At 39.9% G+C, this 14,487-nt stretch carries 13 protein-coding genes; 1 reads left to right on the top strand and 12 read right to left on the bottom strand.

What is annotated here, in order from left to right; genetic code table 11:
* Entirely contained in the window at positions 1-1,074 is a 1,074-nt protein-coding gene (locus HCG49_RS01910; RefSeq protein WP_240938611.1) for a phosphotransferase enzyme family protein, read from the top strand.
* A gap of 57 nt (positions 1,075-1,131) precedes the next feature.
* On the opposite strand, the gene HCG49_RS01915 is transcribed toward HCG49_RS01910, so the two are convergent.
* From HCG49_RS01915 to uxuA, 12 genes are all read right to left on the bottom strand, one after another.
* On the bottom strand, positions 1,132-2,154 hold the full coding sequence (locus HCG49_RS01915) for a LacI family DNA-binding transcriptional regulator (RefSeq protein ID WP_168467880.1): 1,023 nt from the start codon (positions 2,152-2,154) through the stop codon (positions 1,132-1,134).
* Between the two features lie 135 nt (positions 2,155-2,289).
* Positions 2,290-3,615 carry a xylose isomerase gene (gene xylA / locus HCG49_RS01920; protein WP_168467881.1) on the bottom strand — a complete coding sequence of 442 codons (1,326 nt, stop codon included), beginning with the start codon at positions 3,613-3,615 and terminating at the stop codon, positions 2,290-2,292.
* A gap of 10 nt (positions 3,616-3,625) precedes the next feature.
* Complete coding sequence (locus HCG49_RS01925) at positions 3,626-5,107, bottom strand: xylulokinase (protein ID WP_168467882.1); 1,482 nt, start codon at positions 5,105-5,107, stop codon at positions 3,626-3,628.
* Positions 5,108-5,482: 375 nt separating this feature from the next.
* Positions 5,483-6,067 carry a bifunctional precorrin-2 dehydrogenase/sirohydrochlorin ferrochelatase gene (locus HCG49_RS01930; protein WP_168467883.1) on the bottom strand — a complete coding sequence of 195 codons (585 nt, stop codon included), beginning with the start codon at positions 6,065-6,067 and terminating at the stop codon, positions 5,483-5,485.
* Between the two features lie 16 nt (positions 6,068-6,083).
* Complete coding sequence (locus HCG49_RS01935) at positions 6,084-6,668, bottom strand: DUF4202 domain-containing protein (RefSeq protein WP_168467884.1); 585 nt, start codon at positions 6,666-6,668, stop codon at positions 6,084-6,086.
* A 264-nt stretch (positions 6,669-6,932) separates the two neighbouring features.
* The gene (locus tag HCG49_RS01940; RefSeq protein WP_168467885.1) at positions 6,933-8,132 is read right to left on the bottom strand and encodes a glutamate-5-semialdehyde dehydrogenase; all 1,200 of its coding nucleotides are present in this window, start codon (positions 8,130-8,132) and stop codon (positions 6,933-6,935) included.
* A gap of 106 nt (positions 8,133-8,238) precedes the next feature.
* On the bottom strand, positions 8,239-9,009 hold the full coding sequence (gene proB, locus HCG49_RS01945; protein ID WP_168467886.1) for a glutamate 5-kinase: 771 nt from the start codon (positions 9,007-9,009) through the stop codon (positions 8,239-8,241).
* A 3-nt stretch (positions 9,010-9,012) separates the two neighbouring features.
* Positions 9,013-9,819: a pyrroline-5-carboxylate reductase gene (proC, locus tag HCG49_RS01950; RefSeq protein ID WP_168467887.1), complete on the bottom strand. Its 807-nt coding sequence runs from the start codon at positions 9,817-9,819 to the stop codon at positions 9,013-9,015.
* 501 nt (positions 9,820-10,320) lie between these two features.
* The gene (locus HCG49_RS01955; RefSeq protein ID WP_205764325.1) at positions 10,321-11,631 is read right to left on the bottom strand and encodes a TRAP transporter large permease; all 1,311 of its coding nucleotides are present in this window, start codon (positions 11,629-11,631) and stop codon (positions 10,321-10,323) included.
* A complete protein-coding gene (locus tag HCG49_RS01960) occupies positions 11,621-12,109 on the bottom strand; it encodes a TRAP transporter small permease (RefSeq protein WP_168467888.1) in 489 nt (162 codons plus the stop codon). Before HCG49_RS01960 ends, HCG49_RS01955 begins: the two co-directional genes overlap by 11 nt.
* Entirely contained in the window at positions 12,109-13,104 is a 996-nt protein-coding gene (locus HCG49_RS01965; protein WP_168467889.1) for a TRAP transporter substrate-binding protein, read from the bottom strand. Before HCG49_RS01965 ends, HCG49_RS01960 begins: the two co-directional genes overlap by 1 nt.
* Before the next feature lie 167 nt (positions 13,105-13,271).
* Positions 13,272-14,486 (bottom strand): mannonate dehydratase, encoded by a 1,215-nt coding sequence (uxuA, locus tag HCG49_RS01970; protein WP_168467890.1) that lies wholly within the window; start codon positions 14,484-14,486, stop codon positions 13,272-13,274.
* Between the last annotated feature and the right edge of the window lies 1 nt (position 14,487).

Below are 14,487 nucleotides of genomic sequence, written 5' to 3' on the forward strand. Positions count from 1 at the left end.
ATGATGGCTACAAAAAACGACACTATAAATGGGGTTTTGGGCAATTTTAGAATTGAACCAAAAGAATATCAATTACAAACCATTAACCAAGGGTATATTAACGATACCTATTTGGTGATGGACGGTACTACCCCTTTGTATATCTTTCAACGAATAAACCAAAATGTTTTTCAGAATGTGAAAGGCATTATGGATAATATCGAAGATGCCTTTTCTTATTTAGTCGATCCTACCTATAGCACTATAGAGTTGGTAAAAACCGAATCTGGCGCGACCTATTTCAAAGAGGAAGAAGGGGGCTATTGGAGGTTAATGACCTATATAGGTAACTCTACGGCCTACGACAATGCAACAGACACGAAGATTGCCCAAGAGGCAGGACGTATTGTTGGGAAATTTCATCAATTGTTGGCCGATGCTAGTATAGAAAATTATGTAGATACCATTCCTCGTTTTCACGACCTGTCTTTAAGACAGCAGCAATTTGAGGAGGCCTTGGTAAATGCCGACCCTAAGAAACTAGCCATATCAAAGGATGCTATTGTTTTTGCTAAGGATACCTTGGAAAAATTAAAAGCCCTTAACAATGCAGAATTGCCTTTAAGAGTTTGTCATAACGACACCAAATTAAATAATATCCTCTTTTCAAAAGAAGACGACAAGGCTCTTTGCCTTATTGACTTGGATACTGTCATGAAGGGGTATTTTTACTATGATTTTGGTGATGCCATTAGAACCATCGCAAATACTGCCAGTGAGGACGAACAGGACCATTCAAAAATAACTTTTGAGCAAAACTTGTTCGAAGCCTTTGTTGAAGGTTTAGCCGTTAATGGTGCTTTTTTAACTAAGGAAGAGATATCCCTTTTACCTTGGGGAGCCGTTTTTATGCCGTTTATCCACGGTCTAAGAGCACTTACAGATTACCTTAACAATAATATCTATTACAAGGTTTCTTACGAAAACCAGAACTTGGACAGGTCTTTAAGCTTGTTCGATTTCACTAAAAAAGCCTTGTCACATATCGATTATATGCAGAAAGTTGTTGAGAACAAACTAGTTCCTATACAGTAACTGTACGAAGTTTATTGAAAAAGAGGTCGTTTTAAAATTTTAAAACGGCCTCTTTTTTTATGTCAATTTTTTTGTGGAATCGCGTACGATTAGACTTGTCTTTATCACTTTGGTCGTATAAGCTTCCGAGGGGGAAGAAGCTTCTATCCTTTCGATCAGGATTTTCGCTGCTGTTTCTCCGATATAGGTTCCATGCTGACTGACCGAAGTTAATGCCGGGCTGACATACTTTGATAATTTGCCATTGGTAAATCCGATAACAGCAATATCCTCTGGAACCCTATAGCCCCTAGATTTCACTATTTTCATTACTTCAACGGCTGTAATTTCATCCATAGCCATAATCCCGTCTATAGATTTATAATTAAGCAAAAAGGACATTAGGAGGTCCAAATCGTCTTTCTTCCCTACCCTTACCACCAATTTATCGTCATAATCAATATGGGCCTCTTCCAAGGCTTTACGATATCCTTCAACCCTAAGGCGACCAACACTAGAATGATCTATGGCAGAAACCACCGCTATGGTTTTACAAGCCGTGTTTAAAAAATAGTTGGTTGTTTTATATCCCGCCTCAAAATCATCGACCACCACCTTATCACAGCAGATATCTTCTGAAACCCTATCGAACATTACCAAAGGAATTTGCATTCCCAACAGGTCCTTAAAATGGCTTAGATCGTTTTTAAACTGGGTTTCTTCGGCCATAGAAATTATTAATCCATCTACGGTGCCTGCGCCCAAAAACTCTAGGGTTCTTACCTCTTTGTCATAAGATTCATCACTGATACAACTCAACAAATTAAAACCTTTCTCCGTGGCTATTTTTTCTATGCCCGAAAACACTTGGGTGAAGAAATAATTTAAAATATTGGGGACGACGACCCCAATGGTTTTGGTCTTTTTGTTCAACAAGCTTAAGGCTATCTTATTGGGCCTGTAATTATTTTCCTTGGCATAGGCACGGATTTTGGTTTTTAGGTCCCTACTCACCTCATGGCTATCGTTAATGGCCTTAGAAACTGTAGAAACAGAAACATTAAAGTGTTCGGCAATATCTTTTAAGGCAATTTTTCTCATATCAATATCCCTTTACAACAAAAAGCTGTTCAAAAAGATTTTTAAACAGCTTTTTATGGAATCAAAGCGCTACTAATTTACCATTTTCCTGAAAAGCACTAGGGCTGCGTGCCAAGAAAAATACAGGATCACTACTTAAATATATTGATTGATGATATTCTCGAATAATTCTTGTTTTCCGCTTTGTAGGTTTAACTCCCCATTCTCCTGTGCTATCTTATAAAGGTCTTGTAATTGTAAGGCTCCATTCTCAAAATCTTTACCTTTCCCGGTATCAAAGGAGCTATACCTATTTTTACGTAAACTGTCGTAGGCCGAGGAGCTTATTATTTTATCTGCTGTTATCAAAGCACGGGCAAAGGTATCTGCCCCTCCGATATGCGCATGAAAAAGATCGTCCATATCGGTAGAGTTCCTTCTGATTTTGGCATCAAAATTAACGCCTCCACCCTGTAGGCCGCCTGCCTTTAAAAATACCAGCATGGCTTCTGTGGTCTCCTGAATATTGTTAGGAAACTGGTCGGTATCCCATCCGTTCTGATAATCGCCCCTATTGGCGTCGATACTTCCCAACATTCCGGCTTTTGCCGCCACGGCCAGTTCGTGTTGAAAGGTATGTTGGGCCAGGGTAGCGTGGTTGACTTCTACATTGATCTTAAAATCCTTCTCCAATCCATATTCCCTTAGGAATCCTATGGCCGTTGCGGTATCAAAATCGTATTGGTGTTTAGAAGGCTCCATAGGTTTTGGTTCTATAAAGAAGGTTCCTTTAAACCCTTGGCTCCGTGCATAATCCCTGGCCATTGCCAAAAACTGCCCCATATGATCTAGTTCGCGCCCCATATCGGTATTCAATAAGGACATATAGCCTTCACGGCCACCCCAGAACACATAATTCTCTCCTCCCAGGGCTATGGTGGCATCCAAGGCCAATTTAATCTGTGCGCCTGCCCTGGCCACTACATTAAAATCTGGATTCGTGGCTGCTCCGTTCATATATCGTGGGTTGGAAAAACAGTTGGCGGTTCCCCAAAGCAACTTAATGCCCGAGGCTGCTTTTTTTTCTTTGATATAATCGGTAATCGTTAACAAACGCTTTTCCGATTCAGCAAAACTTGCTGCTTCCTGAATAAGGTCGAAATCGTGAAAACAAAAATAATCGAAGCCCATTTTACCAATAAATTCAAAGGCCGCATCTGCCTTATCCTTGGCCGCTTGAACCGGATCTGAAGATTGGTCCCATTCAAAATTTTGCGTCCCAGGTCCAAAAGGATCCGAACCTTGCCCACAGAAGCTATGCCAATACGCGATGGCAAATTTAAAATGCTCCCGCATGGTCTTCCCTGCTACTAATTGCTCTGGATTGTAGTATTTAAAAGCCAAAGGGTTATCCGAATCCTTGCCTTCGTACTTAATTTCACCAATACCTTTAAAGTATTCTTTATCGCCTAGTAAAGCCATCTCTATTTTTTTAACTATTAATAATTAATTCCAATTCTCTTTTCCAAACATCATAGGCCTTTAGGTAAGTTTCTTTATCCTTTAGCGGCCCATAAGTCTTTACATGGTCGTTTTTGAGGGTATAGGCACTAAACTCCTCAAAGCCGCCTTCGTAAATTCCGGCTGCCCTGGCGGCTCCTATTGCTCCGGTGGTGTTATAAATTTCAATGTCTTGAGACACCAAGGTTGCCAAGGTAGTGGCAAATATTTCTGAGCGGAAAAGATTATCATTTCCCGCACGCATCACATCTATTGTTATACCATCGGATGTTAAAATTTCCATCCCATAGGCAAAAGAAAAGGCAATCCCTTCCAATGCCGCCCTACAGATATGTGCCTTGTTATGAATATTTAGGTTTACGTTCAGTAATCGGGTGCCCACTTCCCTATTGTTCAACATCCGTTCTGCGCCGTTCCCAAAAGGGATCATACAAACGCCTTGGGCCCCAACCGGGATTTTGGCCGCCAGGGCATTCATCTCATCATAAGAATCAACATCCAAATTGTTCAGCAACCATCGGTACTGAATTCCGGCGCCATTAATATTTAATAATTTTCCAATTCTAGGGGTTTCCTTACTGTAGTTTACATGGGCAAAATTATTTACCCGTGTACTTTCCTTTCCGGATATCGCCTGACTAACGGCATACACAACCCCGGAGGTACCTCCGTTCGCGGCTACTTCTCCAGGATTGAAGACATTTAAGGACAGGGCATTATTGGGTTGGTCCCCGGCCCTATAAAAAATTGGGGTCCCTATTTCCAAGCCACTTTCTTGCGCGCCTTGGGCATCTACCTTTGCCTGTAAGCCAAAGGTCGGAACGATATCGGGGATAAGATCGGGAGCAATATTGAAGTACTTCATCAACATCGCTGCAATATCATTCTCCTTAAAATCCCATAAAACACCTTCCGAAAGCCCAGAAATGGTAGTATTCATGATATGACTAAAGCGATAGGCTATATAATCGCCCGGCAACATTATTTTATGGGTCTTTTTATAAATATCGGGTTCATTTTCTTTAACCCACTTTAATTTTGAAGCAGTAAAATTTGCGGGTGAATTTAGCAAGTGGGTCTTGCAACGTTCTTCCCCTATTGCCGCATAGGCCTCATGACCAATATCTACGGCCCTACTATCGCACCAAATAATGGATTTTCTCAATGGTTCTCCTTCGCTATCGAGCATTACCAACCCGTGCATTTGATAGGCAATACCGATCCCTTTTATTTGAGTCTCGGAAATTCCAAATTGCTTTTTTATTCTTTGTATGCCCTTACAACAGTGTTGCCACCATTCCTTGGGGTCCTGTTCTGCCCATCCTCTTTTAAGGGCCAGCATTCCCATTTCTTCTTCAGGTTGTTGAACTACCCCTACGGGCTTCCCTGTCGCCATGGCTACCAAAGCCACTTTAATGGAAGAACTCCCAATATCTAATCCTAAATAATACATACCCTTATTTTATAAAACTCCTTATTTGGTAGGAATAAAAAGAATTTTACCCCTCTCTCAAATATATCACAATAAGACTCATATACCGCCTTTAGGAAGAATAGAAGGCTATCGACGGAATTCTATATTGTTATCCGAACATTACAAAAACAAGACTACAACGCTGTATTTAAAGTAGATACATTAGTTTCATCTATTAAGAATAGGGTAACGAAAACGCTTTCGTAAAAGCATTTTTTATAGGAAAGAAAAGGCCACTATTTATTTGGCTATACAAGCATCGTTTACTTTAGCCTATAGTTTGATACAATAGAATGTCCTGGGAAGAATGGCTTTGAGCACCTAGAATATGGCCATTAAAAGAGGCCACTAACTTTACTCTTTTTTCTTGTTGACCAAGCCTTTGGTAAATTCGTTCAAAGTCTCTACTTTTTCTTCAAAATCGCCTTTTATTGTTTTGCGGAATTCATTCAGGTTTTTAACCAAGTCGTCAATATTCTCTGGAATAACGTCCTCAAAAAATTGTCGTAATCGTTTCGCGGTAGTAGGCGATTTTCCATTGGTGGAAATGGCCACTTTTACGTTACCTTTGGTTACAATACCGCCCATGTAAAAATCGCATAAGGGAGGATTGTCGGCTACATTGACCAATATATGCCTAGCCCTACAATCGTGGTATACCTGTTCGTTAATTTCTACCTTATCGGTCGTAGCAATGACCATATGCCTTCCTTCCAAATAGGCAGGAGCATAGCTGTCCTTGGTAATTACGACATTGTGTTTCTTTGCCAATTCCAAGGTTTCTTCCAAAAAATCCGGGGCCACCATCTCTACCTTGGCATGGGGACTAGATTTTAGCATAAAGGTTAGTTTCTCTAATCCAACATTGCCCCCTCCCACAATTAAAACATTCAATTGGGATACTTTTAAAAAAATAGGGTATAGTTCGTTCCGCTCCATCTTTTTGTCTTAGGGATTATGCCAATGCTTTCTTTATCAACTTTATACTTGTTTCGGGCAGCGGTAATTTCAATGCCGCATCATGGCCTTGATCCGACATTTTGCGCCATGTTTTTTGAAGGATATCGACCAACTTTTCTTCTGGATGTTTTTTGGTGAAATCATCAAAATAAAACTCTAAAAACACCAGACAAATCACATCCTCTAGGGTCTGGGTGTCTTCGTTTTTCTTTAATTGTTTCTTTTCTAGCAAGAATACAACCTTATCTATGGTTGCCCGATCATACCCTACTATTGTTAAGATGTCACTGGCTTTTTTTGCGTGAAATTTTTTAAGGTCCTGTCTCCATCGCAAATATCCTTCCCGGTTCATTTCATAGGAATCCCTAGCAATTTCCCAACGACAAATATGCTGGCAACGGGCAGTTAGCTGTAGGGCCTCGCTAGCATTAGGAGCAAAGGCATTTAACCTATCGGTCATACGCATGGCATATAAGAGTTCTTTGGGATACTCCTTGCCCTGATACTTCTCGCTATTGGGATCTAATGCATTCGCCTCGTCAAAAAGTTGAATTGCCTTTTTTAATTTGTCGTTTTCCATAATCATTGGTTAAATAGCTGATGGTAGCTCCTAAACAAACCATACAAGGGCAAGGTACAAAATAGCGCTAAAATCTAGCTTACCGAAGTAAAAAATAAGCCTCGATATTGTTATGTTATCTGCAAATTTTACCAACAGCTACGATTTTAATGGTAAAATCAATGATGTTTTTAGTTTCTAAAAAATAAAAGCGGGGCAACTGCCCCGCTCTTATATGGTACTAGTACCATGCTGTATGTTAATTATAAAGACGCTAAATTTGAGTTACACCCTTATTTGTCCATCTCCAAAAACATAGTATTTATTGGTCACCAATTGCTCTAAGCCAAGGGGACCTCTATGGTGTAATTTGTCGGTACTTATGGCCAATTCTGCGCCCACGCCCATTTGTCCACCGTCGGTAAACCTGGTAGAGGCGTTGTGATATACTGCGGCACTATCTACTTGGTCCATAAATTCCATGGCCAAACCTTGATCCTTGGTCATGATGGTTGCAGAGTGACCACCAGAATATTGATTGATCTTCGCAACGGCCTCCTCTATACTCTCTACCGCCCCGATAAGACATTTCATTTCCAAGAACTCTTGGTACCACAGGGATTCTTCTACTATTTTAGCTTCAGTGCTCAATACTTGCCCTACGGTATCGTCCACGACAAGGGAAACCCCCTGGTCTTTCAATATACTTGCTAGTTCCTTTATTTTATTTTCATATTCTGGAATCCTAGTATCGACCAATATTTTATCGAGCGCATTACAAGCCGATATTTTATCGGTTTTAGCATTGAGGATTACCTTGATGCTCTGTTCCCAGTTGGCATCTTTGGCTACATATAAAAAATTATTCCCCCTACCGCTGATCAGGACCGCACATTGGGCGTGTTCCTTTACAAATGCGATAAGGCGTTCTCCTCCTCGGGGAACGATCAGGTCTAATTTCTCTGTAGGTTTTTTTAAGAATGCTTGGGTTTCTTCCCTGTTTAAATGAAGCAACTTTATCCAATCGCTATCCAGATTATTTTCTTCCAAGGCCTGGTGCCAGCAAGCTTCCAATATTATATTGCTGTGAATGGCTTCTTTTCCTCCTTTTAAAAGAATTTTATTATTGGCTTTAAAAGCCAATACGGCAGCTTCTATGGTCACATCGGGTCTGGACTCATAAATGATCATGATAGTTCCAAAAGGAGCTGTCTTGTTCTGGATATTCAGGCCATTGTCCAAATTTTTCTCGGACTTGACCTTCCCTACCGGATCTTCTTGTTGCATGACTTCCTGAACAGATTTGATCATTCCGTCTACTTTTTTGTCATCGACGATAAGCCTATCGTACATAGCACGATCGCTTTTATCAAAAAGCTCCAAATCTTTTTTGTTCGCTTTTATAATATCGTCACGTCTGCGATCCAAGATATCGATCATAGACTGCAACACTTTATTTTTTATTGCTGTACTTATTAATTTCATTTATGGATATTTATTATTTTTTTTACGGTGAAATGTTATGCACTATCTTCATTTGTCTTTGTGACAAATTTTGAGACGTGTTCATTTCATTCTTTAATTTTAATAATTAAACCGTAACCTTAGTTCCTACGTCTTTTCCTTCTACAATATCGAGAATAACTCTCTTCCATTTTCCATTAGCAATATAAGTAGGAATATTTTTAGAAGCAGTCTTCTTGGCGATCTTTAATTTAGATTCCATTCCCCCTCTTCCTTCGGCTTCTCCTTTTTCAATGGTTTTAATATACTTCTCTACATTTTGATCCACGGTTACGTTGCTAATAACTTCGGTATGCTCATCATCTGGATGCCCAGTAAAAAGTCCGTCTGTATCCGTTAAAATTATCAGTTTATCGGCATTGGTTAATTCGGCTACCAAACTTGCCAACTCATCGTTATCGGAAAACATAGATTTTGTCAAGGTAACGGCATCGTCCTCATTAACAATAGGCACTACCCCTTGAGACAGTAGCCCTTCATAACAATTGATCATATTTTCACGGTGAATTCCGGGATTAAAGTCCCTCTTGGTCGCCAGTACCTGAGCACATTTCATTCCGTAATCCTGGAATATATTGTAATAATGACGCATCATTCGTGGTTGTCCTATGGCAGAATATACCTGTCTCCGTGTTGCCTGATCGGTAAGGGTACTTTCTCCCATGACCTCCATTCCTGCGATCACTGAACCCGAAGACACCAAAATAGACATGATATCTCTTTCATAGAGTTCTGCAATTTGTTGTACGAGGTGATCTAAAACTGGTTTTACAATTCTGTTGTCTTTGTTGGTCATTACATTGGTACCAACTTTTATAACTACTCTTTGTTTGTACATGTTTTATTTGTCTTTTCCTAGTTCAACTGCCCTGTTAAATGCTGAATAAGCAGCTTCTTTAATTAATTCCTTTACATTATTGTCTTCCATAGAATCTAAGGCCGCACGGGTAGTACCTCCTTTAGAGGCTACTTTTTCCATCCATGAGTTTGGCGAAAGATCGGATTGGTTAAACAATTCAACAGCTCCTTCAAAGGTATGGCTCACCAACACTTTACTATCGTTTGGAGAGAAGCCCATTTTTAAAGCTGCTTCCATCATACTTTGCATAAAATAAAAGACGTATGCCGGTCCACTACCAGAGATTCCCGTAGAGGCATCGATAAAATTCTCATTACTTACCAATAGGGATTTTCCCGTGGTGTCCAATAAGTTTTCTATCGTCAATAACTCTATTCGACTTACCTCATCGGCAGCGGTATAAGAAGTAACCCCTTTTCCTATCTGTGCCGGCAAATTAGGCATGGCACGAACAACTTTTGAGATTCCAGTGGCCTCCTGCATGGTTTTAATAGTAACCCCGGCCATAATAGAGATGATAATCTGACCTGGTTTTCCCAAATCATTTATCTTTTTGAACAATTCATCGCTGTGATAAGGCTTTACTGCGATGAAAATTAAATCTGCTAAAGGAAGACAATCTTCCAGGTTTTCATAAACATCAAAATGTGAAATCTTTTTTAAGGATAAGGTTTTTTCATGGGAACTGTCCAATATCATTAAATTTCTTTTTTTTAAAAGTTTTGATTTGGACATTGCTTGTGCATATGTTAAGCCCATGTTTCCTGCACCTATTACTAATACTTTCATGTAAAATTTTTAGTTTATACTTAATTTACACTCCATAATGCACAAAAATGATGCGAATCCCAAATTATACCCATAGAGTTTAACTGTATAGACGCTATTACTATAGATAAAACCAATACTACAGTGTTAGGCACCATTATACTTGCCCTGAGAGATTCTAATATTTTTTGACTAATTTGTTAAAAATGTTAAAAAATTAACAATACACAAACAATCTCTCCTACTCAACCATATTAATGACAGTAATACTGCCATAAATACAAACTAACTTTTTATCAAGAATTGCAGCTAGTATTTGAACTTTCTATTGCGATCATAGAAATATCTAACAGAGATAAAGCTATCGATAAACAAAAGTCCAGAGGAAAACTATCCGAAAATAAAATAGGCTAATGAGGTATTATTTCGGCAAAAAATGCTAAAACAAGACCTCATTAGCCTTTGTTGGAATGAATGGGGATCTAGAAAACTCTTAACTATCTTTCCAGTTATTATTATCTCTTAGTCTATCAATCCAAATACTCTTGGAAGCCATAAAGAAAGTTCAGGGATATAGGTAAGCAGCAACAGTACGAGTACCATAACCCCCAATAATGGCAACAAAGGTTTAATTACTTTGGTTACGGGTACCTTGGCCACTCCACTACCCACAAAAAGAAGGGTACCCACGGGAGGCGTACAGACCCCAATACATAAATTTAGAACCATTATCATTCCAAACTGTACCGGGTGTACACCCATTGTCATCACTACCGGTAAAAATATAGGGGTAAAAATAAGCACCGCCGGGGTCATATCCATAAAAGTTCCTACTACCAGCAGGGTAATATTAATAAACAACAGCACTAAAAAAGGATTATGAACAACCTCTATAAGAAATCCAGTTAAGGATTGTGGAATAGATTCAAAGGAAAACAACCAAGACATGGCCATAGAAGTGGCAATCAGAAACATAACAATGGCCGTCGTTTTAGCACTTCTTAATATTATAGGTCGAAAATCTTTTAGGGACAGTTCTTTGTTTATAAAACCAAGCAATATAGCGTACACTACCGCTATAGCCGCAGCTTCGGTAGCCGTAAATACACCAGCTACAATACCACCTACCACTATAACTAATAAGGTAAGGCTTAAAATAGCATTTTTAAAGTCGAGCAACAGTTGTTTAAACCCTACTCTTTCTTCTCTTGGCAGGCCTTTTCTTTTCGCATAAAAATACACCATGGTCATTATAGCGATTCCTACCAATATCCCTGGAATATACCCGGCAATAAACAAGGCCGCTACAGAAGCCGTACCTCCACTGGCAAGGGCAAAAATAATAAGGACATTACTTGGTGGAATTAACAGACCGGTGGTAGAGGAACTAATATTTACTGCCGCACTGAACTCTCTGGGATATCCATCTTTTTCCATTTTATCGGTAAGTGTACTCCCTATGGCCGAAGCCGCGGCAATGGCCGAACCAGAAATAGCCCCGAACAACATGGCAGAAATAATGTTAACATAGGCCATACCTCCTGGGAAACTACCAATAAGCGATTTGGCAAAGGCGATCAATCGGTTAGCTATCCCACCCCGATTCATGATCTCACCCGCCAAAATAAAAAAGGGAATAGCCAAAAGCGCAAAATTATCGATCCCTGTGGTCATACGTTGACTGACGGTCGTGGTAGCAGGCATATAAGAAATATTCATCAGTAAGGTGATGGTCGTAGAAATACCAATGGCATAGGCAACTGGCACCCCATAGGCCAATAGGCCCATAAAACTAACAAACAACACTATTATACTTAGGGTTTCAATGCTCATTTCGGTTTGGATTTAGGGTTATTGTCAGGTGATAAATAGAAAAAAATATGATCAGGATACCGCTTATGGGAACAATCGCGTACACATACCCAAGTGGTACCAAGAGCGCTGGTGAGATCTGACCCAATTTTAAAACGGTATACATCAAATTACCACCACCAATAACCATTACGACCAAGGCAAAAAGGGCCATGAGCACTTGTATGACTTTTAATCTTTTCCGTTGTTTTTCTGGGCTGAGCTTCGCCAATAAAAAATCCATGGACAGGTGTCCCTCCTTACTACCGTTTATATAGGCAGCTCCCAAAACGGTCAACCATATCAGTGCAAAACGGGCAAATTCTTCGGTAAAAGAACTAGACTGGCCGATAAGATATCTGGAAACCACTTGCCAAACAACATCTATAACCAATAAACTAAATATCAACACCAACAAGGCCTCAATGGCCTTATTTATAATTCGAAACAATATGTGCATCAGTAGGTATTTATCTTTTGGATTAATGTATTCATTTTCGGATCCTTCATCAGCTCCTCCATAATAGGTTTGGTCTTCTCGGAAAAGAGAGATTTATCGGGGTAATGAATTTGAACATTGGCTTTTTTAAGCACCTCCATGTTTTCCTTCACTGTTTCTTTCCAATAGGCCTTTTCTTTGGCCACGCTTTCGTCTGCCGCAGCTTGCAGCCATCCTTTTTCGGTTTCGCTTAGGGTTTCCCAAAATTTGGTCCCTACCACCACTACATCAGGGATCATACTGTGTTCGTCTATGGTGTAATACTTGCATATTTCGTAATGGTTGGAAGTTACAAAGGAGGGCACATTATTTTCGGCTCCATCGACAACCCTTTGCTGTAGGGCCGTATACAATTCGCCATAAGCCATTGGGGTTGCCGACCCTCCCAATGTATTTACCATTTGTACGGACATCTGATCGTTCATGACCCGTATTTTTTTTCCCTTTAAATCCTCTGGTGTTTTTATAAATCCATCCAGGGTATAAAAGCTTCTACTGCCGGCGTCGTAAAAACATAGTCCTCTCAATAAGTAGTCGCTTCCTCCCTCCAATATTTTTTTCCCTAAATCCCCTTCTAGGACACTGAATAAATGTTCGCTATCACGAAACAAATAGGGGACGCCAAAAACGCGGTATTCCGGGGCAAAATTAGACATGGAAGCCGCACTCACTTTTGTCATGGCCACGCTGCCTATTTGTAAAAGTTCTAGCATCTCTCTTTCGGATCCCAATTGGCCATCGGGAAATATTTTTATCTGTAATTTCCCTCCCGACTTTTCGGCCAACAACTTTTGCATTTCCAAAATCCCCTTATGTACCGGATGGGTAACAGGTAGGGAATGGGCAAAAAAGAGCGTTTTTTGATCTTTAATTTCCGAACAAGCGGATAATAACAGCATAGAAACGCCCAAAAGCGCTCCTATTATTTTTCTCTTTATAGCCTTACAATTTTGCATATAGTTCATTTTCTGCTTTGCTAAAGATAACAACCTTAGCAAATTAATTATTAAACTTCAGGAAACTCCCCCCTATTAGACCAGCTAGCCCCTCTTTAAACATCCCATTGCTCCCCTTTCCTTTTTATATTGTCTAAGAAGCCCGCTACCCCTCCAAGTAGCTTCTTCTATAGGGAAACATTTGGTTGGGTCAGCAACACTTCTCTTAGCCCTATTTCTAACCCATGGAGTTCCGCCATCCCTTTTGCCCTTCCAAGGAGAGAATAGCCAGGGTAAAATTGATCGTTTCTCTTTTTATCATCCAGCAAAAGATGTCCATGATCTGGTCGTATGGGAATAGCTACCCCCCCTAATCCATTTTCATGTCTTCGAACTTGCTCCTTAATAATTTGGAGCATTACCCTTCCCATAGGAATAGAGCCCTCCAAATGTGCGGCTTCATAAAAGCGGCCCTCTTTTTCCCGAGTAATATTTCTGAGATGAATAAAATGGATATGCTTTCCAAAATCTTGTACAATTTTAGGCAGATCATTGCTCGCTATGGCTCCTAAGGAACCCGAACAAAAGGTTAACCCGTTACAAGGTGATGGATAAGAATTTAAAATAAACAGAAGATCCTCATAGGTTGAAGCAATGCGAGGAATACCGAAAACAGAAAAAGGTGGGTCATCTGGATGTATCGCCATTTTGACCCCTAATTTTTCCGCTTCCGGGATAACGGCCCTTAAAAAGTAAGCAAGATTTTCCTTGAGTTGTTCCCGCCCGATTTGGCTTACCTCCTCCAAGGTACTTTTAAAAACCTCCATGGATATAGGTTCTTTAGACCCTGGCATCCCGGCCAAAATAGTATTTTCCAAGGCAAGACGCCCCTTTGCATCCAAACCATTAAAATACACTTCGGCATTTTTAATAATTCGCGCATCATAAACCTCCTTTGCATTGTCCCTTTTTAATATAAAAAGGTCAAAGGCCGCAATGGCCAAAGGATCGTACAATAAGCTTATAGCTCCGGTGGGCAATTGATAATTAAGGTCTGTTCTGGTCCAATCTATGAGTTGCATAAAATTATAACAGACGGTGTAGATTTTGTTCTCAGCTAAATTTTTAAGGGTTTCAATGTAATTTTGAATATAGGCGTCCCTTTCTGGAAGCCCATATTTTATAGCCTTATGAATGTTAACGCTTTCTACTACCTCCCACTGAATATCATGGGATTCAATTTCAGCTTTTAAAGCGGCAATGGTTTCTGAGGGCCACACTTCCCCAGTAGGTACTTGGTGGCAAGCGGTTACAATCCCATTAATTCCTAACTCTTTGATATTTTGTAAGGACACTCCAAAAGATGGACCAAACCAACGGAATGTTTTCTTTAAAAACTCCATT

The sequence above is a fragment of the Arenibacter sp. 6A1 genome (assembly GCF_012272855.1).
Classification (GTDB): domain Bacteria; phylum Bacteroidota; class Bacteroidia; order Flavobacteriales; family Flavobacteriaceae; genus Arenibacter.